The organism is Streptomyces sp. NPDC023481 (assembly GCF_055560195.1).
Map to the genome: position 1 here is coordinate 167,147 of NZ_JBVHJE010000012.1, position 26,471 is coordinate 193,617.

Consider the following 26,471-nt stretch of genomic DNA (forward strand, 5'->3'; position numbering starts at 1 on the left):
CCGCTGAAGATACCCCGCCGAGATACGAAACGAAACCGTTTCGTACGTGTGGTGGGTCACGAAGGTGAAGACACCATAAGCAAGCGCCACGAGTTGCTGGGGTCCCCCGGCCGGAAAAGCATGGGGAGGTGAGCTATCTGCGCCTTCCCCACCTCAGCGGCGACCTGCTCTGCTTCGTCGCCGAGGACGACCTCTGGCTGGCTCCCCTCGACGCCCCGGGCCGCGCCTGGCGGCTCACCGCCGACCGTACCAAGGCCGGCCATCCGCGCTTCGCCCCCGACGGGCGCCGGATCGCCTACACGTCCTGGCGCAGCCTCGTCCCCGAGATCCACCTCGTGGACGTCGACGGCGGCCCCGCCCGGCAGCTGACGTACTGGGGCAGCGCCGACACCCAGGTCTGCGGCTGGACCCCGGACGGCGACATCCTGGCCGTCGCCTCCCACGGCCAGCCCTTCTCCCACTTCACCTGGGCCTACAAGGTCACCGCCGACGGCGACCCGGGCGGCCGGCTGCCCTGGGGCCCGGTCGCCGACATCCAGGTCGCCGACCTCGCCGGCGAGCGCAGGACCCTCCTGCTCACCGGCACCCCGCCGCACGAACCGGCCTCCTGGAAGCGGTACCGCGGCGGCGCCATGGGCCGGCTGTGGCTGCACGGGCAGCGCCTGCTGCCGGACCTCGGCGGCCACCTGGCCTGCCCCCTGTTCGTCGCCGGCCGGATCGCCTTCCTCTCCGACCACGAGGGAATCGGCAATCTCTACTCCTGCGCCTACGACGGCACCGACCTGCGCCGCCACACCGACCACGACGCCTTCTACGCCCGGCACGCCTCCAGCGACGGCGAGCGGGTGGTCTACCAGTGCGCGGGCGACCTGTGGCTGGTGGACGACTTCTCCCCGGCCGGCGCCCCGCGCAGACTCGACATCCGCCTCGCCGGCCCGCGCACCGGCCGCCGCCCCTACCAGGTGCCGGCCGCGCAGAACGTCGACGGCGTCTCCGTGGACGAGACCGGCCGGGCCAGCGCGGTCGTCGTCCGCGGCAGCCTGTACTGGCTCACCCACCGCGACGGCCCGGCCCGTACGATCACCGAGACACCCGGCGTCCGGGTACGGCTCCCGGAGATGCTGGGCTCCACCGGCCAGGTCGCCTACGTCACCGACGCCGAGGGCGAGGACGCCGTCGAGATCGCCCACCTGCCCCGGGCGACCGGCGCCCGCACCCCCCGCCGGCTCGCCTCCGGCACGCTGGGCCGCATCCTGGAACTGACCAGCGACCCCCAGGGCGAACGCCTGGCGGTGGCCTCCCACGACGGCCGGCTTCTGCTGATCGATGCGGGCGAGGAGGAAGAGGGGGCACAGGGGGAGGGGGACGGAGAGGAAGAGGGGGCCGCGCCGGAAGGCGGGACCGCGTCGGCGGACGGGGCGGAGGGCGGCGCGACGGCGTCGGCGGACGGGGCGGAGGGCGGCGCGACGGCGTCGGAGGCGAGCGCGGCGCCTCGCACGGCCGGGACGCGCGCCGGTGTCGTCGAGTTGGTGCGGTCGCTCAACGGGCCGGTGCGGGACCTCGCCTTCTCCCCCGACGGCTGCTGGATCGCCTGGTCGCACCCCGGTATCGGCCGCACCCTGCGCCAGATCAAGCTCGCCCGCATCAAGGACGGCCTGATCGTGGACGTGACGAACGGCCGCTTCGAGGACGAGAACCCGGTCTTCACCCGCGACGGCCGCTACCTCGCCTTCCTCTCCTGGCGCGGCTTCGACCCGGTCTACGACGTGCACACCGGCGACCTGTCCTTCCCGCTCGGCTGCCGCCCCTACCTGGTCCCGCTCTCCTCGGCCACCCCCTCCCCCTTCGCCCTCAATCCCGAGGGCCGCCCCGCCGCCGGCGGCCTCGACCCGCTGGAGGACGAGGAGACCGGGGAGCACGGCGCGGTGACGGTCGAGGTGGAGGGCCTGGCGAACCGGGTCACGCCGTTCCCGGTCGTCGCCTCCAAGTACTCGGCGCTGCACCCGGTCGCGGGTGGCGGCCTGGTCTGGCTGCGCTGGCCGATCTCCGGCGCGCTCGGCGAGACCTTCGCCAACCCGGCCGACGTCAGCGGCCGCCCGACCCTGGAGTACTTCAACCTCACCAAGGCGAAGAAGGCCGAACTGGTCGACCACCTGGACTGGTTCGCGGTGAGCGGCGACGGCACCCGGCTGGTCGTCGTGGACGAGGGCGACCTGCGCGCGGTCCCGTCGACCGAGATCGGCGACGCCGACTCGACCGTCTGGATCGACGTACGCCGCATCCTGCACGAGGCCGACCCGGCCGCCGAGTGGCGCCAGGCGTACGACGAGGCCGGGCGGCTGACCCGCGCCTACTTCTGGGACCCGGGCATGTGCGGCATCGACTGGGACGCGGTGCTCGACCAGTACCGCCCCCTGGTCGAACGGGTCGCGTCCCCCGACGAGTTCGCCGACCTGCTCCGCGAGGTCCTCGGCGAACTGGGCACCTCCCACGCCTACGTCACCGCCGCCCGCCGCAACGAGGGCCCGCCCCACTACCAGCGCTGGCAGGGCCTCCTCGGCGCCAACTTCGTCCGCCGTGACGGCCGCTGGACGGTGAAACGGATCCTGCCCGGCGACTCCTCCGACTCCAAGGCCCGCTCACCGCTGGCCGGCACGGGCATCCGCGAGGGCGCCGTCCTCACCCACGTCGACGGCCGCCCGGTCGACCCGGTCACCGGCCCCTATCCGCTGCTCGCCGGTTCGGGCGGTACGACCGTGGAGCTGACGTTCCTGCCCGGCGAGGGCGGGACCGGGCGCGCCCGGCGGGTCGCCGTCGTCCCGCTCGTGGACGAACGCCCGCTGCGCTACCAGGACTGGGTGGCCAAACGCCGCGAGGTCGTCCGCGAACTGAGCGACGGCAGGTGCGGCTACCTGCACATCCCCGACATGGGCGGCTCCGGGTGGGCCCAGTTCAACCGCGACCTGCGCATGGAGGTGTCCCGGCCGGCGCTGATCGTGGACGTGCGCGGCAACGCGGGCGGACACATCAGCGAACTCGTCATCGAGAAGCTGACCCGGACGATCCTGGGCTGGGACCTGACCCGGAACGCGGAACCGGTGTCGTACACCTCGAACGCGCCGCCCGGCCCGGTGGTGGCCCTGGCCGACGAGGCGACCTCCTCCGACGGCGACATGATCACGGCCGCCTTCAAGCTGCTCAAGCTCGGCCCGGTCGTCGGCCAGCGCACCTGGGGCGGGGTCGTCGGCATGACCGGCCGGCACCGCCTCGGCGACGGCACGGTCATCACCGTCCCCATGAACGCGGCCTGGTTCGACGCCTACGGCTGGTCCGTCGAGAACCACGGCGTCACCCCCGACCTGGAAATCGTCCGGACCCCCCTCGACTGGGCGGAAGGCCGCCACGCCCAGCTGGCCGACGCGGTGGAACTGGCCCTGGAACTCCTGGCCACCACCCCCGCGGCAACCCCCCCGCCCCTCAGCAACCTCCCCGACCACTCCCGCCCCCACCTCCCCCCAAGGCGATGACCGCCCAGGGAACGTGAAAGAACGCGGGGCACCCCCCATGCAGGGGGCACCCCACGTCATCCGGCCAAGCGAGCGCAGCGGCTACGCGTCGTAGTCCTGGTCGAACCGGTCCTGCACCTGCTCTTCCGTGTCCTCGATGTCACGGTGGTTCTGGCTGCCCCGCTCGGGCGGCTGCTGCCCCGGACGGCCCTGCTGGCCCTGGCCCGGGCGGCCCTGCTGGCCGCGCTGGCCGGCCTTCTCGCGGCCCTGGTCCATCTTCTCCTTGGCCTGGCGCGACTTGTCCTGGAACTGGTCCTTCATACCCATGTGGGTTCACTCCCGTGATGAGTGCGGGTTCGGCCCCCGTGGTGGGGCCTCGACCAGATTCACACGGGCGAACACGCCCTGCATGTCGATCAGTTACGGTGCGTAGTCCGCGCCGCCTCGTCGGCCGCCCCACCTGCGCCGACGAGCCCCGAGCGCATCCCCTGCAGGCGAGGCGCGAACCGCTTCACCTCACGCTGCCCGGCCGCCCCGACGAGCGCCGGCAGGTATCCGCGTATGCCCTGCATCCCGCGCAGCCACCACTGCCCGTACACGTGCGCCGAGCGCCGTTCGATCCCGGCGACCAGCCGGTCCACCGTCGGCCCCAGCGGGTACGTCTTGTTCGACGGCCACGGCAGCCGCTGCCGCAGCTCCCGCATGACGTCGTCCTGGTCGGCGCCGCGCACCATGTCGGTGTCGGTCCACGACAGGTACGCCACACCGACGCGCACGCCCTGGTAGCCGACCTCGCTGCGCAGGCTGTGCGCGTACGCCTCCACGCCCGACTTGGACGCGCAGTACGCCGTCATCATCGGCGCCGGCGTGATCGCGGCGAGCGAGGCGATCTGGAGCAGGTAGCCGCGGCTCTCGACCAGCACGGGCAGGAACGCGCGCGCGGTCACCGCCGAGCCGATCAGGTTCACCTCTATCACCCGCCGCCAGGCCGCCGGATCGGACTCGGCGAACGGACCGCCGGTCGCCACACCGGCGTTGGCGACCACGATGTCGACCTTCCCGAACCGGTCCTTCACCTCCTGCGCGACCCGGCTCATCGCCTCGTGGTCGGTGACGTCGGCGTACCAGTGGGCGCTCTCGGTGTGCAGGCGCGAGGAGACCTCCTTGAGCGCCTCCTCCTCCAGGCCGACCAACGCGACCCTCGCGCCCCGCGCGGAGAGCTTGCGTGCCAACAACTCACCGACACCGCGCGCCGCCCCGGTGACGACCGCGACCTGCCCTTCGAGGCCGATCCTGCTCATGCGCCCTCCTTGATCTGCCCGATGTGCTCGCTCTGCGCGCTCTGCGCGGGGACGGAACCGTGCCCGGGGGCCTCCTCCGTGACGTACCTGCCGACGAGTTCCCGGATCCGGCCGGTCACCGGCTCGGGCGCCTCGATCGGGGTCATGTGGCCGACACCGGGCAGCTCGGTCAGCCCGACGCAGTTCGGCAGCGCGGCGGCCAGCGCCCGGGCGTGCACCGGGGGTGTGAGCCGGTCGCGCGTGCCGTACACCACCGCGGTGGGCACCCCCAACTCCCGCACGCCGTGGTCGAGATCGAGTCCCGACAGGACCACCGACCAGGCGTGCCGCACCCCGCGCGGACAGGCGTGCACGATGCGTGCGCACGCCTCCACCATGTGCGGGGTGGAACCGGCGCCCATGGTGGCGTACTTGAGGATTCTCCTGGCCACCGGCGTGACCGGCCCGAGGGGGGCGCGCGAACCGAGGACACGCCCGGTGAGCCAGGTCCGCATGCGCCCGGCGCGCAACGGCACCACGAGCGCCTCCGCGACCAGCCGCGAACTGCCCGTGCTGCACAGCAGGACGGCGGCGGCGTGCTCCTGGAAGCGGGGCCGACCGGCCGCGGCCATGACCGTCATACCGCCCATGGAGTGGCCGACGACGAGCGCCTTCTCCCCGGGCGCGAGCGTCTGCGCGAGCACCGCTTCGAGATCGTCCGCCAGCGCCCGGGTCGTGCACGCGGGGCTCGCGGGACTGCGCCCGTGCCCCCTCTGGTCGTAGGCGATCACCCGGTGGTCGGTCGCCAGGTCCCGTGTCTGCGCCGCCCAGAAGGCCGTGGAACAGGTCCAGCCGTGGGCGAGGACCACCGGGGGCGCGTCCTCGGGGCCGTGCACCTCGACGTGCAGCCGCGCGCCGTCGGCGGAGACGGCGGTGAGGGTGCGGGCCGGGACGGGCGGGGCGTAGGGGCCGCCGGTGACGGAGGCGGCGGAGGCGAAGGGGCTCATACGGCGGCCTCGCTCGTCCGCCCGGGGACCGCCGCGGGCCTGCGGATCACCTCGTACTCCGCCAGGTCCACCCGCCGGGTCGCGCGCCGGAACTCGGTCGTCGTCCCCGGCCACAGGGTGGTGTTGCGGCCGCTCGCGTCCATGTACCAGCTGGTGCAGCCGCCGGTGTTCCACACGGTGCGCTTCATCCGCTCCTGGACCCGGTCGTTCCAGTCCTCGACGGCCGCGGGCCGGGCATCGAGGGCCGTACGACCGCCGAGGACGTCCAGCTGCCGCAGGTAGTCGGCCATGTAGTTCAGCTGGGCCTCGATCATGAGGATCATCGAGGAGTTCCCGAGGCCGGTGTTGGGCCCGATGATCGTCAGCAGGTTCGGGAACCCGGCCGCCGCGGCCCCGCGCAGCGCCCGCATGCCGCCCTTCCAGGACTCGGCGAGCGTGATGCCCTCCGCGCCGACCACCCGCTCGGCGATGGGCAGGTTGGTGACGTGGAAGCCCGTACCGAAGATGATCGCGTCGACCTCGGCCTCGGTGCCGTCCGCCGCCACGACCGTCGACCCGCGGACCTCGCTCAGCCCGCCGGCCACGACGTCCACGTTCGGCTTGGCCAGCGCCGGGTAGTACGTGCTGGACAGCAGGATGCGCTTGCAGCCGATGCGGTAGTCCGGGGTGAGCTTGGCGCGCAGCGCGGGGTCCTTGATGGCGCGGGCCATGTTCCGCTTGGCGAGCCGCTCGACCAGGCCGAGTTCGTCCGGGCGCTTCGTGAACGCCTGCACCTGGAGTTCCCGGATGCCCCACAGCAGGGCGCGCCGCGCCTGGGCGGTGACGGGCAGCCGCCGGTGCAGCCCGCGTTCTACACCGCTGATCGCGCGGTCGACGCGGGGCATCACCCAGGGCGGGGTGCGCTGGAAGAGGGTGAGCCGGCCGACCTGCGGCTGGATGGCCGGCACGATCTGGGCCGCGGAGGCGCCGGTGCCGACCATGGCGACCCGCTTGCCGCTCAGGTCGTAGTCGTGGTCCCAGCGGGCGGAGTGGAACACCCTGCCGGGGAACGAGGCGAGGCCCGGCACCTCGGGGATCTTCGGGTCGGACAGCGGCCCGGTGGCGGAGATGACGACGTCGGCGGACAGCGTCCCGCGCGTGGTCTCGATGTTCCACCGCAGGTGGTCGGCGTCCCAGGTCATCAGCGTGACCTCGGAGCCGAGGCGGAGGTGCGGGCGCAGTCCGAACAGGTCGGTGACGTGCTCCAGGTAGGCGCGGATGTGGCTCTGCCCGGAGAAGGTGCGCGGCCATTCGGGGTTGGGCGCGAAGGAGAAGGAGTACAGGTGCGAGGGCACGTCGCAGGCGCAGCCGGGGTAGCTGTTGTCCCGCCAGGTGCCGCCGACGCTGTCGGCCCGTTCCAGGACGACGAAGTCGGTGATTCCCTCGCGGCGCAGCCGCACGGCGGCCCCCAGACCGCCGAACCCGGACCCGATCACCGCCACCCGTACATGCTCGTGCTCGGTCATCCCGAAGCCTCCACGCATCACCTAGGAACCATGCCAGTGATTACTGGCGCAATGGGACTGTAGAGCAGCCGCCTACTGAGCGGTAGGGGTGGGACGAGGGAAAGTTACCGCTGGTACGCCATAGGCTGCGGGCGTGGCAGAGGACGCAGAACCCCAGCGAGGCCCCCGCGAGTACCGCACGGAGGAGCTGGCCCGGCTGGCCGGCATCACCGTGCGCACCCTGCGCTTCTACCGCGAGCGCAAGCTGCTCCCGCCGCCCCGCCGCGAGGGCCGCATCGCTTGGTACGACGACCACCACCTGGCCCGGCTGCGCACCGTCGCCACGCTGCTGGAGCGCGGCCACACCCTGAACGGCATAGCGGAACTCGCCGAGGCCCTCGACCAGGGCCGGGACGTCGCCGACCTGCTCGGCGTCGGCACCCCCACCGAGGAGGAGCCGGTCCGCCTCACCCCCGAGGAACTCGCCGCCCGCTTCGAGGGCGAGGTCACCCCCGAGAACCTCGCCGCCGCCCTGGAACTGGGCTACCTCGGCACCGACGGCGACGAGATCGTCCACATCAGCCGGCGGCTGCTGGACGTCTCCTCCGCCCTGGTCCGCGAGGGCATCCCGCTCGCCGAGGTCCTGGCGGCCGGCGCCCGCGTCCGCGAACACGCCGACGCCCTGGCCGACCTCTTCACCACCCTGGTGCTGCGCCACGCCCCCGAGGAGGACCTGCGCCGCCTGCGCCCCCTGGCCCGCAGCGTCGTGGAGGCGGAACTCTCCCTGGCCCTGGACCGCCGCCTGAACAAGCGGGACTGAGCGGGACCAGAAGACCGGGCGAGGCGGGACCAGAAGTCCGGGAGACGGGACCAGAGGACCCGGGCGCGGGACGAGAGATCCGGGGTGGGCCTAGAGGTCGTAGACGACCGTCACCGGCGCGTGGTCCGACCACCGCTCCGCGTGCGTGGCCGCGCGCTCGACGTACCCCTTGACCACCTTGCCGGCCAGCCCGGCCGTGGCCACGTGGTAGTCGATGCGCCAGCCCGTGTCGTTGTCGAAGGCCCGCCCCCGGTACGACCACCAGGTGTACGGCCCCTCGACGTCCGGGTGGAGGGCGCGGACGACGTCGACGTAGCCGCCGTCCTGCGCGGCGAAGACGCGGTCGAGCCAGCCGCGCTCCTCGGGCAGGAAGCCGGAGTTCTTGGTGTTGCCGCGCCAGTTCCTGAGGTCGGCCTGCCGGTGGGCGATGTTCCAGTCGCCGCAGACGAGGACCTCGCGCCCGTCGGCGGCGGCCCGCTCGCGCAGCTCCTTCAGGTGGGCGAGGAACTCGTCCATGAAGCGGATCTTCTCGTCCTGCCGCTCGGTGCCGACCTCGCCGGAGGGCAGGTAGAGGGAGGCGACCGTGACACCGGGCAGATCGGCCTCGACGTAGCGGCCGCTGCCGTCGAACTCGGCCGAGCCGAAGCCGACGCGGACGCGGTCGGGCTCCCGGCGCGTGTAGAGGGAGACGCCCGCGCGGCCCTTGGCGGCGGCCGGGGCGTGCACGACGTGCCAGCCGCCGGGCTGCCGGACCTCCTCGGGCAGCTGGTGCGGCTCGGCGCGCACCTCCTGCAGGCAGACGACGTCCGCCTCGGTCCCGGCGAGCCACTCCACGAAGCCCTTCTTCGCGGCGGCCCGCAGCCCGTTCACGTTCACCGAGGTCACAGTCAGCACCCGGGCACGATACCGGCACACTGGTCGGGGTCCGCAAAATCCGGGACCCCCGCCCTCTGCATAGAAGTACGATGCCCAGCATGTTTATTCGCCGCGTTCGCTTCGACCACCCCGACGCCCTGAAACTCAACGACGAGGTCCAGGCCGAGTACCACCTGCGCTACGGCGACGGCGGCGACGCCACCGCCCTCGACGCCGCCGACTTCGACCCACCCCGGGGCGTGTACCTGATCGCGTACGACGAGGCGGACCGCCCGGTGGCCACCGGCGGCTGGCGCAGCCGGGACCGCAACGAGGAGGGCAACGAGGACGGCGACGCGGAGCTGAAGCGGATGTTCGTCATCGAGCAGATGCGCGGCCGGGGCCTGGCCCGCCGCATCCTCGCGGCCCTGGAAGAGGACGCGCGCATGGCCGGCCGGATCCGCATGGTCCTGGAGACGGGCACCAAGCAGCCGGAGGCCATAGCCCTGTACACCTCCACCGGCTACGAGCCCTGCCCCAAGTTCGGCTACTACCGCCACTACGAGGACAGCCTCTGCTACGCCAAGCGCCTGTGACCGGCACCGAGCCACCGGAAACGACGAAGATCCCGACCGGTCGTGATGACCGACGGGATCTTCGTCGTGCAGTGGACCTGAGGGGATTTGAACCCCTGGCCCCCTCGATGCGAACGAGGTGCGCTACCGGACTGCGCCACAGGCCCTTGCAACGAGTGAAACTTTAGCATCCCGATCGGGGTGCTCGGAAATCCGCTCCCTGACTGGTCAGGGCGGGGTTTTCCGGGGGTGTGACGGGGGTCACTCGTTGGCCGCGCGGGGTCGGTCGCCGTCCTCGTACTGGTCGAAGAGGGGGGTGCGTCCGCGTTCCCGTGCCCGCCGTGCGGAGGCCGCGCGACGGGCGTCGCCGTGACCGCCCGCCGGCCGGTCCCCGGCCGCGGGGGCCGGTGTGCCGGCCGTGCCCTCGTGGGCGTCGGCGTCCTGCTCGGGAGCCACCGCGCTGGACCGCGCCGAGCTCCAGGTGCCGGGGGCGCCCAGGTCCACGTCGGAGGTGGCGCGCGGGGCGACCGGCGCGGTGACGTACGTCGGCAGGGGCACCGGTACCGGGTCCCAGCTGTCGCCGTGCCCGGGCCGCCGCTGCCGCTCCCGCTGCTGGTCGACCCACTCGGCGTGGTCGGTCTGCTCCACCAGGGCGCGCCGGTCGGCGGCGAGCGTGGACAGACCGGTGTCCGTGCCGCTGTCCGCGCCCTGCTCCGCCTCCTCCTGACCGGCGCCCGTACCGGCGGACGCGCGCCGGTGCGGCTGGCGTTCGCGCAGGCGCTGGGCGGCGGCCTCGGCGCGCCGGCGGTCCATCTGGTAGGCGAAGCGGCGCCGCTCCTGCGTCCGCAGGTAGGCGATGTACCCGCTCAGCATGACGGCGGGAACGGCCGGCACCCACAGGAAGGCGAGCCCGCCGACGGCGGCCACGATCGCGCCGAGCGTGAAGGCGAGGAAGAGAAGCACGGTGGTGCGCCGACGGCGCGCGAGCACCTTCGAGCGCCGGGCGCGGGCCGCGGCGGCCTGCGCGGACGCGCTCTGCTTCTGCGCGGGAATGGCTCCCGATGCGTGCCCGGGGGCCGGCTTGGGTGCCGGTTCGGCGACCTGGTCGTGCGCCGGGTCCGCGCTGCCGGGTGCCTCGGGCCCGGCGTCCGCGGTGACCTGACGGCGGGTCGGAGGCACGGCGAAGGCACGGACGTCCACCGAATCGGTGACGGCGTCCGGATCACCGGCGTCCTGCTCCCCCTCCTGGGTGGAGCGCGCCCGCAGGTCCCTGGCGTACCGGCGCTCCATACCCGCCCGTCCGGACAGCAGCCGGATGGCGGTGCTGAAGCGTTCCGTCGGACGGGCCTCGTTCAGCTCGTCCTGCCTACGGAGCCACATCGGCACCAAGTAGGCGGCCCAGGCCCCGACAATGACTGCGTAGATGAGGCCGCTGCTGCTCACGCCTCACACGGTAGAGGGGTTTGCGTGAGGCCATCCGCCAATTGGGCCGGTGTGTCGCACGATCTGGCTGATATTTCCAGCATTTTTGCGACCGATGCGATCAGAGGACCGCCCGGGCCGCGAAATTCAGCACCCTCAGACGTCAACTACCGATCAATTTCGAACACATTTTCCATTTACTGGCTCTCGGTGCGCTGGGCCCCGTGCGCGCGTGCCCGCTTCCAGCGCGCGAGCAGTCCGTCGGGCACCTCCTCGGCGGTGACCGCGAAGACGAGATGGTCCCGCCAGGCCCCGTCGATGTGCAGATAACGCGGCCGCAGCCCCTCCTCCCGAAATCCGAGTTTCTCCACGACCCGCCTGCTCGGCCGGTTCTCGGGGCGAATGCACACCTCGATGCGGTGCAGACCGACGGTACGGAAACAGTGGTCCACCACGAGCGCCACGGCCGTCGGCATCACCCCGCGCCCGGCCACCCCCTCGTCCACCCAGTAGCCGACGTGTCCGGAGCACATCGAGCCCCAGGTGATCCCGGCGACCGTCAGCTGCCCGACCAGCCGCCCCTGGTACTCGATGACGAACGGCAGCATCCGGCCCGCGTTCGCCTCCGCGCGCAGGTGCCGGACCATCTGGCGGTAGGTGGGCCGGTGCACGATCGGCCCACTCGGCGTGGGAGGCGGGATCGTCGCCTCCCAGGGGCGCAGCCAGTCGCGGTTGCGCCGGTTCACCTCGCGCCAGGCCCGCTGGTCGCGCAGCTTTATCGGGCGGAGGACGACATCGCCGTCCGCCAGTACGACGGGCCAGGAGGGGCTGTTCAGCTCGCACCCCCGCTGCTGCCCGGTCTGGGGTGGTCACCGCCGCGGATCTGGTCGACGGCGTGGACCAGCAGGGGCTCCAGCACGGCGAGCCCGTCGCGCACCCCGCCCGTCGACCCGGGCAGGTTGACGATCAGCGTGACCCCGGCCACCCCGGCAAGGCCCCGGGACAGCGCGGCGGCCGGCACCTTGTCCCGGCCGTACGCGCGGATGGCCTCCGCGATGCCCGGCACCTCGTACTCGATCACCGCGCGGGTCGCCTCGGGCGTGCGGTCGGTGGGCGACAGGCCGGTGCCGCCGGTGGTGACGACGACGTCGTACGCGGCGCTCACGGCCGCCCGCAGCGCCGCTTCCACCGGATCCCCGTCGGGCACCACCCGCGGCCCGTCCACGGCGAACCCGAGGTCCTGCAGGCCCTTCACGATCAGCGGGCCGCTCCGGTCCTCGTAGACACCGGCGGCGGCGCGGTTGGAGGCGGTGACGACCAGCGCGGCGTACGGCGCATGCAGCGCGCCCCCGGTGCCGTCGTCGAAGGTCATGCCCTGCTCCAGTCGCCCGACTTGCCGCCCGTCTTCTCCTCCACCCGTACGTCCGTGATGACCGCCCCCTTGTCGACCGCCTTGACCATGTCGATCACGGTGAGCGCGGCGACCGTCACCGCGGTGAGGGCCTCCATCTCGACGCCCGTGCGGTCCGTGGTCCTCACGCTGGCCCGGATCTCCACGGCGTCGTCCGCGACCGACAGGTCCAGTGTCACACCCGACACCGACAACGGGTGGCACAGCGGGATCAGGTCCGGGGTGCGCTTGGCTCCCATGATCCCGGCGATGCGCGCGGTGGCCAGGGCGTCCCCCTTGGGCATGCCCTCGCCGCGCAGCAGCTCGACCACGCGCGGTGAGACGAGGACCCGGCCGCAGGCCCGGGCGGTGCGCGCGGTCACGTCCTTCCCGGACACGTCGACCATGCGGGCCGCGCCCGCGTCGTCGATGTGCGTCAGACGGTCCTGCGCAGGTCGTCCGGGGGTCTCCCCCCGGGAAGGCACTGTCATGGCTGTGGCGCTCCCGGTCCGGGCCCGGCGCTGTGCGGAGCGCGGGCCTGCTGTGCGCGACACGGTACCGCCAACCGGCCGGGGTCAGCCGAGCAGGACCACCTCCACCTCGCTGCCGGGCTCGACGGACTCCGCGTCCTCCGGGACGACGATCAGCGCGTCGGCCTGGGCCAGGGCGGCGACCAGGTGGGACCCGGCACCGCCCACGGGGGTCACCTCCCCGCCGGCGTACGTCCCGCGCAGGAACTGGCGGCGGCCCTTGGGCGAGCGCAGCGCGGTGTCCGCCTTCAGGACGGCCCGCGCGCGGGGCCGGTGCAGATCGGTGAGGCCCATCAGGGCGCGGATGGCGGGGCGGACGAACAGCTCGAAGGAGACGTACGAGGACACCGGGTTGCCGGGCAGGGCCAGCAGCGGGGTGTGGTCGGGGCCGATGGACCCGAAGCCCTGCGGCTTGCCGGGCTGCATGGCGAGCGTGCGGAACTCGACGCCGCTGCCGGCCTCGTCCGCGTCACCGGCGTACGCCAGCGCCTCCTTGACGACGTCGTACGCCCCGACGCTCACCCCGCCCGTGGTCACCAGCAGGTCCGCGCGGATGAGCTGGTCCTCGATGGTGGAGCGGAGGGTCTCGGCGTCGTCGGCGACGGCGCCCACCCGGTAGGCGATGGCGCCCGCGTCCCGCGCGGCGGCGGTCAGGGCGAAGCTGTTGGAGTCGTAGATCCGGCCGGCGGCCAGCTGCTCGCCGGGCTGGACGAGTTCGCTGCCGGTGGAGAGCACCACCACGCGCGGGCGCGGGCGCACCCGGACCGTGCCGCGGCCGATCGCGGCGAGCAGGGCGATCTGCGGCGGGCCGAGGATCGCCCCGGCCTCCAGCGCCAGGTCGCCGGCCTTCACGTCGCTGCCCTTGGCCCGCACGTGCGCGCGTGCCTCGGCGGCCCGGTACACCTGCACGACCCCCTCGGCGCCCTCGGGGGCCAGGCTGCGCGCCCGCATGCCGGTCACCGGGCCCTCGCCCAGCCCGCCGTCGGTCCACTCGACGGGGACGACGGCCTCGGCGCCGGGCGGCAGCGGGGCGCCGGTCATGATGCGCGCGGCCTGCCCCGGGCCCACCCGGACCGGGTCGGCCGCGCCGGCCGCGACGTCCCCGACGACCTCCAGGGCGGCCGGGAACTCCTCGCTCGCGCCGGCGATGTCCGCGACCCGCACCGCGTACCCGTCCATGGAGCTGTTGTCGAACGGTGGCAGGGACACCGGCACCGTGACGTCGTCGACCAGGACGCAGCCCTGGGCGTCGAGCAGTTGCAGCTCGATGGGTTCGAGGGGGCGGACGGTCGAGAGGATGTCCTCCAGGTGCTCGTCCACCGACCACAGGTGGTCCTGGCCGGCGGGGCGGGTCGCGGCGCTGCTCAAGACTGCTGCATCTCCTCGGCTACGTAACTGCGAAGCCAGGTCCGGAAGTCCGGGCCCAGGTCCTCACGTTCGCACGCGAGTCGGACAATGGCACGCAGGTAGTCGCCGCGGTCCCCGGTGTCGTAGCGGCGGCCCTTGAAGACGACGCCGTGCACCGGGCCGCCGACCTTCTCGTCCTGCGCGAGCTGCTGGAGGGCGTCGGTGAGCTGGATCTCGCCGCCGCGGCCCGGCTCGGTCTTGCGCAGTATGTCGAAGACGTGCGGGTCGAGGACGTACCGGCCGATGATCGCGTAGTTCGACGGGGCGTCCGCCGGGTCGGGCTTCTCGACCAGCCCGCTGAGCTTCACGACGTCACCGTCGCCGGTGGCCTCCACGGCCGCGGAGCCATAGAGGTGGATCTGCTCGGGCGCGACCTCCATGAGGGCGACCACGCTGCCGCCGTGCTGCTCCTGGACGTCGATCATGCGCCGCAGCAGGGGGTCGCGCGGATCGATCAGGTCGTCGCCGAGGAGGACGGCGAAGGGCTCGTGGCCGACGTGCGGAGCGGCGCACAGGACGGCGTGACCGAGGCCCCGGGGGTCGCCCTGGCGCACGTAGTGCATGGTGGCCAGGTCGCTGGACTCCTGCACCTTCGCGAGCCGTTCGGCGTCACCCTTCTTCTCCAGCGCCGATTCCAGCTCGTAGTTGCGGTCGAAGTGATCCTCAAGGGGGCGCTTGTTACGCCCGGTGATCATGAGGACGTCGTCGAGCCCCGCCGACACGGCCTCCTCGACCACGTACTGGATCGCCGGCTTGTCGACCACCGGCAGCATCTCCTTGGGAGTGGCCTTGGTGGCCGGCAGGAACCGGGTGCCGAGGCCTGCTGCGGGGATGACAGCCTTGCTGATCCTGGGGTGGGACTGAGTCATGCCCGCAACCATATCCGGTGCCTTTGTGCGGAATCTGTGCGCTCCGGATGCTTGACCCATGTGTGACCTGCAAGAAGAAGGGTGCGCGAGCGACCGGTGGAACACAGCGGACGGACGGACGAGCCTGCCAAGCGGACGCTACGACGAGAGCTCCTCGCGGCGAGGAACAGGTGGACGGCGGATGACGTCCTGGAGACGGGCCGCGCGCTGGCGGAGCGCGCCCTGGAGCTGCCCGAGCTGGCGCACGCGCGCACGGTGGCGGCGTACGTCTCGGTGGGAAGCGAACCCGGCACGCTCGCCCTGCTGGACGCGCTGCGCGCGCGGGGCGTGCGTGTCCTCCTTCCCGCGCTCCTGCCCGACAACGATCTGGACTGGGGCGAGTACGCCGGCCCGGACTCCCTCGCGCGCGTGCGGCACGGCGGGAGGATGGCGCTGCTGGAGCCCTCCGGACCGCGGCTCGGCCCGGACGCCGTGACGGCCGCGGACGTCGTCCTGCTGCCCGGGCTGGCGGTGGACGCGCGCGGGATGCGCCTCGGACGCGGCGGAGGGTCGTACGACCGGGTGCTGGCCCGGCTGGAACGCGCCGGCGTCCGGCCCCGGCTCGTGGTGCTGCTCTACGACACGGAGGTCGTCGCCCGCGTCCCGGCGGAGGCGCACGACAAGCCGGTGCACGCGGTGGTGACGCCGTCGGGAGTGCGCCGCTTCACGGACAGCTGACCCGGCCCGCCCGCCGCCGGAGCGGAAACGGCCCTCCACGCGCGCGTGGAGGGCCGTTTTGCGGTGCTGTCTTTCAGTGCTGCTTCGGTGCTGCCTTTCGGTGCTGCGCCGTCACCGGGTCACGGCTTGAGGACGAGCGTGTCGCTCGTGCTCAGGTCCACCGCCTTGGCCGAGAACGACCAGGACAGCAGCTCGCCGTTGGCCCACTTGCCCGTCTGGTCCGTGTAGTGCGCGCTGAAGGCGTGCCCGGAGGCGCCGGTCAGGTTGATCCACTTGGACTTGTCGAGGTCGGCGAGGTTGACGACCATCCGCATGGACGGCACCCAGACGACGTTGTAGCCGCCGGCGGCGTTCCAGCCGCTCGCGTTCACCGTGGCCTCGCCGCCGCTGAGCTTCCAGGGGCCGCGGTTCAGGATGTACTGCAGGGCCTTGGGGCCGTCGGTGCCGAGCGTCTGGTTCTTCAGGAACAGCCGGTGCAGACGGCCCCAGCTCCAGGTGTCGATGTCCTTGCCGAGCTTGGCGGTCAGCTCCCAGCGGGCGTCGATCATGGCCCGCTTGAAGAGCTGGTCACGGTTCTCGGCGCCGGGCCGGGTGCCCGACTTGGGCGTCTTCCACCAGTCGCTGTCCGGCTTGTCCATCAGGGTGCGCACGACCTCGAACCAGCGGTCGCCGCCGTCCGGCTGCGCCTGGTCGGCGTCGCGCTGGCCGCACTCGCGCACCTTGGTGTCCTCGTCCACCGGACCGGTGCTGTCGATCTTGTCGACCCACAGGCACTGTCCCTTGACGCGCACCTCCTGGGGCAGCTTGTTGCCGAAGGCGAGCTTGAGGATGTTGCGCCAGACGGCGTTGAAGTAGGCGGCCGCGGCCGAGTCGGCGTCCTGGGTGTAGTCCCAGCCCTCCAGCAGCTTCTGCGCCTCGCGGACGTCCGGGTCGTCCAGGTCGATCTTCAGCAGCTTGGGCACCAGCAGCTTGGCGATCTCGCTGCTGTTGTCCAGCTGCATCTGCCGCATGTCGTCGGTGGAGATCTTCCCGCCGTCCTTGATCTTGGACTCGATCAGGTCGGAGATGCGCTGGCTGCGGGTGCCGTAGCCCCAGTCGGTGGTCAGCGTGTACGGGTACTTGCGGGGGTCGACCACGGCCTGGTTGGCGGTGACGATGTAGCCGCGCTCGGGGTCGTACTCGTAGGGCAGCTCGTCCTGCTTGATGAAGCCCGTCCAGCGGTACTTGGGGTCCCAGCCCGGCGCCGGGACGGAGCCGTCGTCCTTGGCGGAGCGCGTGGGGATCCTGCCCGGCAGGGTGTAGCCGATGTGGTTGTCCGTGCTGGCGTAGACCAGGTTCTGCGACGGCACGTCGAACAGGGCCGCCGCCGAGCGGAAGTCCTTCCAGTCCCCGGCCCTGTCGAGCGCGAACACGGCGTCCATGGAGGTGCCCGGGTCGAGCGCGGTCCAGCGCAGGGCGATGCCGTAGCCGTCGCCCCGGTCGGGTGCGGCGGTGGTCACGGTCGCCCTCTTGCCGACCTCGACCAGTTCGTCGTCGCGGTCGGACAGCAGCGGCATCCCGTCCTGGGTCTGCCGGACGACGATCGTCTTGTCCTTGCCGCCGGCGACCTTGATGGTCTCCTCGCGGGTCTTGAACGGCCGGATCTTGCCGTCGTACAGGTAGCCGTCGGCGCTGACCTTCTCCAGGTAGAGGTCGGTGACGTCGACCCCGGAGTTGGTCATGCCCCAGGCGATGTCGGCGTTGTGACCGATGATCACACCGGGCATGCCGGCGAACGTGTAACCGCTGACGTCGTACTGGCACTTGCTGGAGACGGTCCGGCAGTGCAGGCCCATCTGGTACCAGACCGACGGCAGGGACGCCGACAGGTGCGGGTCGTTGGCGAGCAGCGGCTTGCCCTTGACGGTGTACTTCCCGGCGACCACCCAGGAGTTGGAGCCGATGCCCTGGCCGTTCACCCCGACGGCCGTGGGGAGGTCGTCCAGGACGTGGTAGAGGCCGCCCAGCTGGCTCGTGAGGCCCGAACCGGTCCCGGCCGAGGCGGAGGAGCCGGTCGCGCCCGTGCTGCCCTGAGAGGGGCCCGTGGCGCCGCCGGCCGTGCCCCGGGTGCCCGTGCCGCCGGTCGTCCCGGTGGTGCCGGTCGTGCCCTGGGTGCCGCTCGTCGTCCCCTGGGAGGCCGTGCCGCCGCTCTCCTGGAAGGCCTGGGTCAGATCGTCGTACTGGCCCTGCTGCACGATCGGCTTGTTGCGGCCGTAGGGGTAGGCCGGGTACAGGTCCTGGATCTGCTGCGGGCCGAGGCGGCTGGTCATCAGGGCGCGGTCGATCTCGTCCTGCATGTTGCCGCGCAGGTCCCAGGCCATCGCCTTCAGCCAGGCGAGGGAGTCGACCGGGGTCCACTTCTGCGGCGTGTAGTCGTTGGTGAGGCCCAGGGCCGCGTACTCCAGGGAGATGTCCTTGCCGTCCTTGCCCTGGAGGTAGGCGTTGACCCCCTTGGCGTAGGCCTGGAGGTACTTCTTCGTGGCGGCCGACAGCTTCGTGTCGTACTCCTGCTGGGCGACCCGGTCCCAGCCCAGGGTGCGCAGGAACGCGTCGTTGTCGACCTGGCCCTTGCCGAACATCTCCGACAGGCGCCCGGAGGTCATGTGCCGGCGCACGTCCATCTCGTAGAACCGGTCCTGCGCCTGCACGTAGCCCTGCGCCATGAACAGGTCCTCGTCCGAGGAGGCGTAGATCTGCGGGATGCCGTAGCCGTCCCGCTTGACGTCGACCGGTCCGGACAGGCCGTCGAGCTTGATCGAACCCGTGGTCTGCGGGAAGGAGGCGCGGACCGTGCTGATCGACCAGTACGCGCCGTAGGCGACGCCGCCGATGAGGGCCAGGACCAGCACGAGGACGATCAGTCGGGCTCTGCGCCCCTTCTTCCTGCCGGACTTGACGGACGTGGCACCCGTGGTGGCGGTGTCACCCGTTGTGGCGGTGGTGTTGGGGGGCATCGCTGTCCTTGCTGTCCTAACGCGAGCGGCAGGTCGGGCTGTGACTTTGAATGAGCGCTGGAGCAACCATAGGCGCAGGGCCCTGTCCCGCTTGACGCGGAGTCGGGAACCAGCGCGCACGAGCGTTCGATCTTGCCTCGGTAATCGTCAAGAAAGCGTCAAGACTTAGGTAAGGTAACGAAGTAACCGGAGGTCCCTCGACCGACCGGACCCCCCTCGACCGATCCCGGAGAGGAACGCCCGCTGACTGTTCACCACCTCAACCAGCTCCTGCTCGTCTGCTCCGTCGTCCTGCTCGTCGCCGTCGCGGCCGTGCGGATCTCCTCGCGCAGCGGGCTCCCCAGCCTGCTCGTCTACCTGGGGATCGGCGTCCTCATGGGCCAGGACGGCATCGGGGACATCCACTTCAACAGCGCCGCCGTGACCCAGGTCATGGGATACGCGGCCCTCGTCGTGATCCTCGCCGAGGGCGGCCTCGGCACGAAGTGGAAGGAGATCCGCCCGGTCCTGTCGTCCGCCTCGGTACTGGCGACGCTGGGCGTCGCGATCAGCGTGGGCCTCACCGCGGCGGGCGCGCACTACCTGGTCGGGCTGGAGTGGCGGCAGGCGCTGATCATCGGCGCGGTGGTGTCGTCGACGGACGCAGCGGCGGTCTTCTCGGTGCTCCGCAGAATCCCCCTCCCCACGCGCGTGACGGGCACGCTGGAGGCCGAGTCCGGCTTCAACGACGCCCCGGTGGTCATCCTGGTCGTCGCCTTCTGCACGGCCGGCCCGGTCGACCACTGGTACGTCCTGCTCGGCGAGATAGCCCTGGAGCTGGCCATCGGCGCGGCCATAGGGATCGCGATCGGCTGGTTCGGTTCCTGGGGCCTCCGGCACGTGGCCCTGCCCGCCTCCGGTCTCTACCCGATCGCCGTGATGGCCATCGCCGTCACCGCCTACGCCGCCGGCGCCCTCGGGCACGGCAGCGGCTTCCTCGCCGTCTACCTGGCCTCCATGGTGCTCGGCAACGCGCGGCTCCCCCACTGGCCCGCCACCCGCGGCTTCGCCGAGGGGCTCGGCTGGATCGCGCAGATCGGCATGTTCGTCGTCCTCGGCCTGCTGGTCACACCGCACGAACTGGGCGACGACGTCGTGCCCGCCCTGGTCATCGGGCTGGTGCTGACCATGGTGGCCCGACCGCTGAGCGTGGTGGGCAGCCTGGCGCCGTTCCGGGTGCCGTGGCGCGAGCAGGCCCTGATGTCGTGGGCGGGCCTGCGCGGCGCCGTGCCCATCATCCTGGCGACCATCCCGATGGTGAACGGCGTCTCCGGCAGCCGCCGCATCTTCAACATCGTCTTCGTCCTGGTCGTCGTCTACACCCTCGTCCAGGGGCCCACGCTGCCCTGGCTGGCCCGCACCCTGCGGCTGGGCGAGCAGGGCGAGGCCGCCGACCTGGGCATCGAGTCGGCGCCCCTGGAGCGGCTGCGGGGACACCTGCTGTCCGTCACCGTCCCCGAGGGCTCCCGGATGCACGGCGTGGAGATCGGCGAGCTGCGGCTGCCGCCCGGCGCGGGCGTCACCCTGGTCGTCCGGGAAGGAAAATCGTTCGTCCCGATGCCCACGACGGTGCTGCGGCGCGGCGACGAGCTGCTCGTCGTCGCCACCGACCCGGTCCGCGACGCGGCGGAACGCCGTCTGCGCGCGGTCGCCCACGGCGGCAAGCTGGCCGGCTGGCTGGGCACCGACGGGGCCGGCAGCACGCGCTGAGGGCGGCGCTCCGCACGGTCCACACCCGGGTTCCGTACGGCTCACAGCCCGGGAAATCCCAGGCGACCGTGGGCTGTGGTGCTCGTTTTCACAGCCGCGCAAGCAGTGATCCCTGTACGATGAAGGTGCACTTTGATCGAACCAACTCTGCCTGACGCAGAGCTGGCGCGACCGCATGGCGGCCGGGTCGCCGCCCACACCTCAGTGGGCGCCGGTATCTACCGCAGTCCGCGCAAGAGGACAGCTCTCGGCGCCCGGCCCGCACAAGGGCCCGCGCTACCAGGCGGCAGAAAGGCACGGGCCGTGGGATCCACGGTCACCACCGAACCGGAGAAGACCTCACCGGCTTCCTCCCGCCCCGGATACGGACAGCTGCTGCGCACCCGCGGCGCCTGGACGTTCCTGCTCCCCGGCTTCGCGGCGCGCCAGCCGTTCGCGATGCTCACCCTCTCCATCGTGCTGCTCGTCCAGCACACCACCGGCTCGTACGGCGCAGCGGGCGCCGTCGCGGCCGCCACCGGCGTCTCCATGGCGCTCTTCGCGCCCTACAGCGGCCGCCTCGCCGACCGCTACGGCCAGCGTGCCGTCCTGCTCCCCGGCGTCCTGGTGCACACCGTCTCCGGCGTGTCCCTGACGGCACTGGCGCTGGCCCACGCGCCCCTGTGGGCGCTGTTCCTGGCGGCCGTCCCGACCGGCGCCTCGGTGCCGCAGGTCGGCCCCATGGTGCGCGCCCGCTGGGGCGTGAAGCTGCAGGGCTCGCCCCTGATGGCCACCGCGGCGGCCTTCGAGTCCGTCACCGACGAGCTGACCTTCGTCTTCGGCCCGCTGCTGGCGACCGCGCTGTGCACCGCCGTGACGCCGGCGGCGGGTCTGGTCACCGAGGCCGCCCTGACCCTCGTCGGCGGACTGCTGTTCGCCGCGCAGAAGAGCACGCAGCCGCCGGTGTCCGCGGAGAGCGGGCACGCGCGCGTGCGGCACGCCTCCGCCCTGCGCGTCCCGGGCGTGCGCGTGCTGGTCGTGACCTTCCTCGGCATAGGCTCGGTCTTCGGCGGCATGCAGGTGTCGCTCGCGGCCTTCACCGAGTCGATCGGCGAACCCGGCCTGAACGGCGTCCTGTACGGCGTCTTCGCCGCCGGCAACATGCTGTCCGGCGTCGTCTGCGGCGCGATCGCCTGGAAGGCCGCCCCCCAGCGGCGCCTGGTGATCGGCTACACCGCGCTCGCGGTGGCGGCGTCCGCCCTGTGGACGGCGCACTCGGTCCTGCTGCTCGCCGCGCTCGGCCTGCTGGTCGGCATGTGCATCGCGCCGTCGCTGATCACCGGCTACACGCTGGTCGAGAGCCTGGTCCCGGCCGGCGCCCGCACCGAGGCGTTCACCTGGCTGACCGGCGCCGTCGCGCTCGGCCAGGCCGCCGCCGTCACGGTCGCCGGACAGCTTCAGGACCGGCTGTGGGACGGCGCCGGGTTCCTGGTGCCGATGGCCGGCACTGTGCTGGCGCTGGCCACCCTGGTGACGCTGCGCTCCCGGCTGGTGCCACGGCAGCCGAACCGCACGGTGGCGCGTGGCGTCGGTCACCGCCTGCCCGTCACGGTGGACTGATCCCCGGGAATACGTCACTATGGATCGTCGTTAGCACTCATCGAGTGAGAGTGCCAGGAGGAAGACAGTGCCGACCTACCAGTACCAGTGCACCGCTTGCGGCGAGGGCCTCGAGGCGGTGCAGAAGTTCACCGACGACGCCCTGACGGAGTGCCCCAGCTGCCAGGGCCGCCTGAAGAAGGTGTTCTCCGCGGTCGGCATCGTCTTCAAGGGCTCCGGTTTCTACCGCAACGACTCGCGCGGTTCCACGTCGAGCAGCTCCCCGGCGTCGAAGCCGGCCGGCTCGTCGTCCGAGGCGAAGGCGTCCGACGCGAAGACGTCCTCCTCGACGTCCTCGGCCTCGTCGTCGTCCGCGTCCTCGTCGAGCTCCACCAGCAGCTCCGCCGCCTGAGACCTCTCACCCCGGCCCTGCCGTCCCCGCGACGGCAGGGCTTTCGGCGTTCCCCGGTACCGGCTCCCCCGCGGTTTCGCGGCCCGCTAGTGTGCTGGTCATGGCGAACGCAGAGATCGGTGTAATCGGCGGTTCGGGTTTCTACTCCTTCCTGGACGACGTGACCGAGATCCAGGTGGACACCCCGTACGGCCCGCCCAGCGACTCCCTCTTCCTCGGCGAGGTCGCCGGCCGACAGGTCGCCTTCCTGCCCCGGCACGGCCGTGGCCACCATCTGCCGCCGCACCGCATCAACTACCGCGCCAACCTGTGGGCCCTGCGCTCCGTCGGCGTCCGGCAGGTGCTCGGCCCGTGCGCGGTGGGCGGGCTGCGCCCCGAGTACGGCCCGGGCACCCTGCTCGTGCCGGACCAGCTGGTGGACCGTACGAAGTCCAGGGCGCAGACCTACTTCGACGGCCTGCCGCTGCCCGACGGAACCATGCCGAACGTCGTGCACGTGTCCATGGCCGACCCCTACTGCCCCACCGGGCGGGCCACCGCGCTGAAGGCGGCCCGCGGCCGGGACTGGGAGCCGGTGGACGGCGGCACGCTGGTCGTGGTCGAGGGGCCGCGCTTCTCCACGCGTGCCGAATCGTTGTGGCACCGGGCGCAGGGCTGGTCGGTGGTGGGCATGACCGGCCACCCCGAGGCCGCGCTCGCCCGTGAACTGGAGCTGTGCTACACCTCGCTGACCCTGGTCACCGACCTCGACGCGGGCGCCGAGACCGGGGAGGGCGTCTCCCACGAGGAGGTGCTGCGGGTGTTCGCCGCCAACGTGGACCGCATGCGCGGCGTCCTGTTCGACGCGGTGTCGGCACTGCCGGAGACCGGCACCCGGGACTGCCTGTGCGTGAACGCGCTCGGGGGGATGGATCCGGGGTTCGCGCTGCCGTAGGGCGCGCCCCCGGGGGGGAACTTCTCGTTCGGGTGGGGGAGTTATCCACAATCGGCCGGTGGTCCACCGGTCTCGGCGGGATCCGGCGGAAGGCCTCATCGTGGGACCGCAAGCCGAACTCCTCACCGCAGGCGGTGATCCCCATGCCCCCGTCCTCCCCGCCCTCCCCTTCCTCGCCATCCTCCCCGTCCGCGCCGTCGCCCCCCTTCCCGGCCCCTTCTCCCCTCCCTCCGCTCCGGCTACCGCGCCCGCTGGGCACCGACGCCCCGCCGACCTGTGAAGTGCCCCCGTTCGATCCGGTGCGGGTGCGCGGTGGGCGGTACGCACTCCAGCGACTGGTACGGCATCGGAGGCGGGCCGTGGTGGCCGGCCTCGCGGTGACCGCGGCGGCGCTCGTGGCCGCGGGTCCCCGGACCGGCACCGAACCGCACGGCGCGGATCCGCCCCGGGCCCACCGCAGCGCGGGCCCCGAACACCGGCACCCGGTGGTCGAGATGGTGACGGCGCCGGTGCGGATCGCCGACGCCGACACGGTGCGGCTGCTCCGGCCCGGAGACCGCGTCGACGTGATCGCCGCGGCGGACCCGTCGGCCGGCGGCGCGGTCCGGGTGCTCGCGCGCGGGGTAAGGGTGACGAGGGTGCCCGAGCCGCTGGACGGCGCGGCCGAGAGCGGCGCGCTGGTCGTGCTGGCGGTGCCGCGTGCCACGGCGGCACGGCTGGTCGGTGCGGGCGCCACCGCCCGCCTGGCGGTGACGCTGTGCTGAACCGGCTGGTACGCGCCGTGGGCGGCCTGCTGACCGGCCCCGTGATCGCACTCCGGGACTGGACACGACGGCTACGCCGTGCCGTAGGTTGCGGAGCGTTTCGTTCCACACCCAGAGCAGGCGAGGAGAGTCCCCCAGGTGAGCGTGAAGAAGGAACCGAGCGTCTGGCACGGCTTCAAGGCCTTCCTGATGCGCGGCAACGTCGTGGATCTGGCGGTCGCGGTGGTCATCGGCGCGGCCTTCACGAACATCGTCAACGCGGTGGTGAAGGGGATCATCAACCCGCTCGTCGGCGCGATCGGGACGCAGAACCTCGACAACTACAGCTCGTGTCTGAAGCACCCGTGCAAGGTCGTGAACGGCACGGTCAAGGACGGGGTGCCGATCCTGTGGGGCTCCGTCATCGGCGCCACGCTCACGTTCCTGCTCACCGCGGCGGTCGTGTACTTCCTGATGGTCCTGCCGATGTCGAAGTACCTCGCCCGGCAGGCCGCGCGGAAGGCGGCGCGGGAGGGCACGAAGGAGGTCGTGGAGGTGTCCGAGCTGGAGGTGCTCAAGGAGATCCGGGACGCGCTGGTCGCCCAGCGCGGAACGGGCTACGACGGACGCTAGGGGCGCTCCCGCCGACGGCTCAGATGTGGTGGGGCGGCTTCTCGTCCAGGAAGCGTTTGAGGTCGGCGGCGCTGTCGCCGGCCGGGCGCTCGCCCCACCCGCGGTCGGTGTCGTCCGAGGACTGCTGGTCCAGGGGGTCGTCGAAGACCAGCGCGGGCTTCGGATCGCGCGGCTCGGGCTCGGGGGCGCTGCTCATGCCTCCAGGGTACGGCGCCCGCCGGCCCGCCCCGCCGGGGGTCGCCGCCGCCCCTGGCGATCCCGGCCGGCCCGGGCACGCCGCCGCGGGATTTCGCCGGGGTTTTCTGCTGTGCTGTGACCATGACGTCGAGTTCCGCCCCGGCACCCGGCCCCTCGGGCGCACCGCAGCCCTCCGGTCCCCTGCGCCGGCTCACCGCGCGCGGGCGCGACGAGGCACACCGCGTCGCCTCGCCGCTGGAGTTGTTCTTCGACCTGTGCTTCGTGGTGGCCATCGCGCAGGCGGGTGCGCAGCTGGTGCACGCTGTCGCCGCGGGGCACGCGGGCAGGGGGATCCTCGACTACGCGATGGTGTTCTTCGCCATCTGGTGGGCGTGGATGAACTTCAGCTGGTTCGCCTCGGCGTACGACAACGACGACGTGCTGTACCGGGTCGTCACCCTGATCCAGATCTCCGGTGTCCTGGTCCTGGCCGCCGGCATCTCACGGGCCGCCGCGCACCACGACTTCCTGCTGGTCTGGCTCGGCTATCTGATCATGCGGGTGGCGATGGCCTGGCAGTGGCTGCGGGCCGCGCGCTCGGCCTCGGGCGGGGAGCGGACCACGGCACTGCGGTACGCGTGCGGGGTGCTGCTGTGCCAGGTCGGCTGGCTCGGTCTGGTGCTGCTGCCGCAGCCGGGACGGCCGTGGGTGTTCCTGGTGATGGCGGTCCTGGAACTGTGCGTGCCGCTGTACGCGGAGAAGGCCCAGCAGACCTCCTGGCACCCGCACCACATCGCCGAGCGGTACGGGCTGTTCACCATCATCGTGCTCGGCGAGACGATCGCCGCGGCCACGGCCGCCGTGAAGTCGGGCGTGGACGAGCACGACGCGCTGGGCGCGTTGCTGCCCATCGCCGCGGGCGGGCTGCTGATCGTGTTCTCCGCGTGGTGGATCTACTTCGCGGTGCCGATCCACGGTCACCTGCGCTCCAGCCGGCGGGCGTTCGTCTGGGGCTACGGCCACTACTCGGTCTTCGCCTCGACGGCGGCGATCGGCGCGGGTCTGGAGGTGGCCGTGGAGCAGGCGGTCGGCAAGCCGCACATCTCCGCCCTGTCCGCCTCGGCCGCGGTCACCCTGCCGACGGCGCTGTATCTGCTGACCGTGTGGGCCCTGCACTCCCGCCACTTCAAGGTGGGCCTCGCCCAGCAGCTGGTGCTGCCGGTCACGGCCCTGCTGGTGATCTGCTGCACCTTCCTGCGCGCGTGGGCGGTGCTCGCGGCGGGGCTGGTGACCTCGGCCGCGGTGGCCACCGGCGTGGCCCTGACCGCGCGCGCGGCCGCCCGGGGCCGCGGGACGGGCGGCGCCACCACCTCGGCCGGCTGAGGCCTTC

Annotated in this window: 24 protein-coding genes and 1 tRNA gene; 11 read left to right on the forward strand and 14 right to left on the reverse strand. The window is 72.4% G+C overall.

The genetic code is table 11. The features are described from left to right. Nucleotides 1–128: 128 nt before the first annotated feature. Nucleotides 129–3,527, forward strand: coding sequence for a S41 family peptidase (locus ACZ3ZD_RS23490; protein ID WP_467400543.1), 3,399 nt, complete (start codon nt 129–131; stop codon nt 3,525–3,527). 81 nt (nt 3,528–3,608) lie between these two features. On the opposite strand, the gene ACZ3ZD_RS23495 is transcribed toward ACZ3ZD_RS23490, so the two are convergent. From ACZ3ZD_RS23495 to ACZ3ZD_RS23510, 4 genes are all read right to left on the reverse strand, one after another. Continuing rightward, a complete protein-coding gene (locus tag ACZ3ZD_RS23495) occupies nt 3,609–3,833 on the reverse strand; it encodes a hypothetical protein (protein ID WP_467400545.1) in 225 nt (74 codons plus the stop codon). Nucleotides 3,834–3,922: 89 nt separating this feature from the next. Next, entirely contained in the window at nt 3,923–4,807 is an 885-nt protein-coding gene (locus ACZ3ZD_RS23500; protein WP_467400547.1) for an SDR family oxidoreductase, read from the reverse strand. Further along, on the reverse strand, nt 4,804–5,793 hold the full coding sequence (locus ACZ3ZD_RS23505) for an alpha/beta fold hydrolase (protein WP_467400550.1): 990 nt from the start codon (nt 5,791–5,793) through the stop codon (nt 4,804–4,806). The genes ACZ3ZD_RS23500 and ACZ3ZD_RS23505 overlap by 4 nt, the downstream gene beginning before the upstream one ends. Further along, complete coding sequence (locus ACZ3ZD_RS23510; protein ID WP_467400552.1) at nt 5,790–7,298, reverse strand: flavin-containing monooxygenase; 1,509 nt, start codon at nt 7,296–7,298, stop codon at nt 5,790–5,792. The genes ACZ3ZD_RS23505 and ACZ3ZD_RS23510 overlap by 4 nt, the downstream gene beginning before the upstream one ends. A gap of 133 nt (nt 7,299–7,431) precedes the next feature. Between ACZ3ZD_RS23510 and ACZ3ZD_RS23515 the strand changes: the two genes are divergently transcribed. Continuing rightward, nucleotides 7,432–8,097 carry a MerR family transcriptional regulator gene (locus ACZ3ZD_RS23515; protein WP_467400555.1) on the forward strand — a complete coding sequence of 222 codons (666 nt, stop codon included), beginning with the start codon at nt 7,432–7,434 and terminating at the stop codon, nt 8,095–8,097. A gap of 90 nt (nt 8,098–8,187) precedes the next feature. Here the strand turns inward: ACZ3ZD_RS23515 and ACZ3ZD_RS23520 are convergent, their stop codons facing one another. Further along, on the reverse strand, nt 8,188–8,991 hold the full coding sequence (locus ACZ3ZD_RS23520; protein WP_467400557.1) for an exodeoxyribonuclease III: 804 nt from the start codon (nt 8,989–8,991) through the stop codon (nt 8,188–8,190). Nucleotides 8,992–9,071: 80 nt separating this feature from the next. Between ACZ3ZD_RS23520 and ACZ3ZD_RS23525 the strand changes: the two genes are divergently transcribed. Continuing rightward, nucleotides 9,072–9,548, forward strand: a complete 477-nt coding sequence (locus ACZ3ZD_RS23525; protein WP_467400560.1) for a GNAT family N-acetyltransferase — start codon at nt 9,072–9,074, stop codon at nt 9,546–9,548. 72 nt (nt 9,549–9,620) lie between these two features. Here the strand turns inward: ACZ3ZD_RS23525 and ACZ3ZD_RS23530 are convergent. From ACZ3ZD_RS23530 to galU, 7 genes are all read right to left on the reverse strand, one after another. Further along, a tRNA-Ala gene (locus ACZ3ZD_RS23530) sits at nt 9,621–9,694 on the reverse strand. 94 nt (nt 9,695–9,788) lie between these two features. Next, nucleotides 9,789–10,970, reverse strand: coding sequence for a divisome protein SepX/GlpR (gene sepX, locus ACZ3ZD_RS23535; RefSeq protein WP_467400562.1), 1,182 nt, complete (start codon nt 10,968–10,970; stop codon nt 9,789–9,791). A gap of 176 nt (nt 10,971–11,146) precedes the next feature. After that, on the reverse strand, nt 11,147–11,785 hold the full coding sequence (locus ACZ3ZD_RS23540; protein ID WP_467400845.1) for a GNAT family N-acetyltransferase: 639 nt from the start codon (nt 11,783–11,785) through the stop codon (nt 11,147–11,149). Beyond that, nucleotides 11,782–12,321, reverse strand: coding sequence for a MogA/MoaB family molybdenum cofactor biosynthesis protein (locus ACZ3ZD_RS23545; protein WP_467400564.1), 540 nt, complete (start codon nt 12,319–12,321; stop codon nt 11,782–11,784). Before ACZ3ZD_RS23545 ends, ACZ3ZD_RS23540 begins: the two co-directional genes overlap by 4 nt. After that, nucleotides 12,318–12,830 (reverse strand): cyclic pyranopterin monophosphate synthase MoaC, encoded by a 513-nt coding sequence (moaC, locus tag ACZ3ZD_RS23550; protein ID WP_467400567.1) that lies wholly within the window; start codon nt 12,828–12,830, stop codon nt 12,318–12,320. Before moaC ends, ACZ3ZD_RS23545 begins: the two co-directional genes overlap by 4 nt. Nucleotides 12,831–12,914: 84 nt before the next feature. Further along, nucleotides 12,915–14,237, reverse strand: a complete 1,323-nt coding sequence (gene glp, locus ACZ3ZD_RS23555; RefSeq protein ID WP_467400570.1) for a molybdotransferase-like divisome protein Glp — start codon at nt 14,235–14,237, stop codon at nt 12,915–12,917. Continuing rightward, the gene (galU, locus tag ACZ3ZD_RS23560; RefSeq protein WP_467400573.1) at nt 14,234–15,145 is read right to left on the reverse strand and encodes a UTP--glucose-1-phosphate uridylyltransferase GalU; all 912 of its coding nucleotides are present in this window, start codon (nt 15,143–15,145) and stop codon (nt 14,234–14,236) included. The genes glp and galU overlap by 4 nt, the downstream gene beginning before the upstream one ends. Before the next feature lie 96 nt (nt 15,146–15,241). On the opposite strand from galU, the gene ACZ3ZD_RS23565 reads away from it, so the two are divergent. Further along, nucleotides 15,242–15,862, forward strand: coding sequence for a 5-formyltetrahydrofolate cyclo-ligase (locus ACZ3ZD_RS23565; protein ID WP_467400847.1), 621 nt, complete (start codon nt 15,242–15,244; stop codon nt 15,860–15,862). Between the two features lie 119 nt (nt 15,863–15,981). Here ACZ3ZD_RS23565 and ACZ3ZD_RS23570 read toward each other — a convergent pair whose 3' ends face one another. Beyond that, a complete protein-coding gene (locus ACZ3ZD_RS23570; protein ID WP_467400575.1) occupies nt 15,982–18,855 on the reverse strand; it encodes a penicillin acylase family protein in 2,874 nt (957 codons plus the stop codon). A 243-nt stretch (nt 18,856–19,098) separates the two neighbouring features. On the opposite strand from ACZ3ZD_RS23570, the gene ACZ3ZD_RS23575 reads away from it, so the two are divergent. From ACZ3ZD_RS23575 to mscL, 6 genes are all read left to right on the forward strand, one after another. After that, complete coding sequence (locus tag ACZ3ZD_RS23575; RefSeq protein ID WP_467400850.1) at nt 19,099–20,604, forward strand: potassium/proton antiporter; 1,506 nt, start codon at nt 19,099–19,101, stop codon at nt 20,602–20,604. Between the two features lie 303 nt (nt 20,605–20,907). After that, entirely contained in the window at nt 20,908–22,203 is a 1,296-nt protein-coding gene (locus tag ACZ3ZD_RS23580) for an MFS transporter (protein ID WP_467400578.1), read from the forward strand. A gap of 67 nt (nt 22,204–22,270) precedes the next feature. Continuing rightward, on the forward strand, nt 22,271–22,594 hold the full coding sequence (locus ACZ3ZD_RS23585) for an FmdB family zinc ribbon protein (protein WP_467400580.1): 324 nt from the start codon (nt 22,271–22,273) through the stop codon (nt 22,592–22,594). Nucleotides 22,595–22,694: 100 nt separating this feature from the next. Beyond that, on the forward strand, nt 22,695–23,528 hold the full coding sequence (locus tag ACZ3ZD_RS23590; RefSeq protein ID WP_467400583.1) for an S-methyl-5'-thioadenosine phosphorylase: 834 nt from the start codon (nt 22,695–22,697) through the stop codon (nt 23,526–23,528). Nucleotides 23,529–23,671: 143 nt separating this feature from the next. Continuing rightward, a complete protein-coding gene (locus tag ACZ3ZD_RS23595) occupies nt 23,672–24,292 on the forward strand; it encodes a hypothetical protein (RefSeq protein ID WP_467400585.1) in 621 nt (206 codons plus the stop codon). Nucleotides 24,293–24,430: 138 nt separating this feature from the next. Continuing rightward, complete coding sequence (gene mscL / locus ACZ3ZD_RS23600; protein ID WP_467400588.1) at nt 24,431–24,904, forward strand: large conductance mechanosensitive channel protein MscL; 474 nt, start codon at nt 24,431–24,433, stop codon at nt 24,902–24,904. Nucleotides 24,905–24,923: 19 nt separating this feature from the next. Here the strand turns inward: mscL and ACZ3ZD_RS23605 are convergent, their stop codons facing one another. Continuing rightward, entirely contained in the window at nt 24,924–25,100 is a 177-nt protein-coding gene (locus ACZ3ZD_RS23605; protein ID WP_467400590.1) for a hypothetical protein, read from the reverse strand. A gap of 122 nt (nt 25,101–25,222) precedes the next feature. On the opposite strand from ACZ3ZD_RS23605, the gene ACZ3ZD_RS23610 reads away from it, so the two are divergent. After that, the gene (locus ACZ3ZD_RS23610) at nt 25,223–26,464 is read left to right on the forward strand and encodes a low temperature requirement protein A (protein ID WP_467400592.1); all 1,242 of its coding nucleotides are present in this window, start codon (nt 25,223–25,225) and stop codon (nt 26,462–26,464) included. Nucleotides 26,465–26,471 lie beyond the last annotated feature (7 nt).

Bases quoted from the DNA above. Each gene is read 5' to 3' on its own strand.
- ACZ3ZD_RS23495 (WP_467400545.1), bottom strand. From the start codon at position 3,833: ATGGGTATGAAGGACCAGTTCCAGGACAAGTCGCGCCAGGCCAAGGAG.
- ACZ3ZD_RS23525 (WP_467400560.1), top strand. From the start codon at position 9,072: ATGTTTATTCGCCGCGTTCGCTTCGACCACCCCGACGCCCTGAAACTC.
- ACZ3ZD_RS23505 (WP_467400550.1), bottom strand. From the start codon at position 5,793: ATGAGCCCCTTCGCCTCCGCCGCCTCCGTCACCGGCGGCCCCTACGCC.
- ACZ3ZD_RS23500 (WP_467400547.1), bottom strand. From the start codon at position 4,807: ATGAGCAGGATCGGCCTCGAAGGGCAGGTCGCGGTCGTCACCGGGGCG.
- galU (WP_467400573.1), bottom strand. From the start codon at position 15,145: ATGACTCAGTCCCACCCCAGGATCAGCAAGGCTGTCATCCCCGCAGCA.
- ACZ3ZD_RS23545 (WP_467400564.1), bottom strand. From the start codon at position 12,321: ATGACCTTCGACGACGGCACCGGGGGCGCGCTGCATGCGCCGTACGCC.
- ACZ3ZD_RS23510 (WP_467400552.1), bottom strand. From the start codon at position 7,298: ATGACCGAGCACGAGCATGTACGGGTGGCGGTGATCGGGTCCGGGTTC.
- ACZ3ZD_RS23570 (WP_467400575.1), bottom strand. From the start codon at position 18,855: ATGCCCCCCAACACCACCGCCACAACGGGTGACACCGCCACCACGGGT.
- ACZ3ZD_RS23610 (WP_467400592.1), top strand. From the start codon at position 25,223: ATGACGTCGAGTTCCGCCCCGGCACCCGGCCCCTCGGGCGCACCGCAG.
- ACZ3ZD_RS23595 (WP_467400585.1), top strand. From the start codon at position 23,672: ATGCCCCCGTCCTCCCCGCCCTCCCCTTCCTCGCCATCCTCCCCGTCC.
- moaC (WP_467400567.1), bottom strand. From the start codon at position 12,830: ATGACAGTGCCTTCCCGGGGGGAGACCCCCGGACGACCTGCGCAGGAC.
- ACZ3ZD_RS23590 (WP_467400583.1), top strand. From the start codon at position 22,695: ATGGCGAACGCAGAGATCGGTGTAATCGGCGGTTCGGGTTTCTACTCC.
- ACZ3ZD_RS23605 (WP_467400590.1), bottom strand. From the start codon at position 25,100: ATGAGCAGCGCCCCCGAGCCCGAGCCGCGCGATCCGAAGCCCGCGCTG.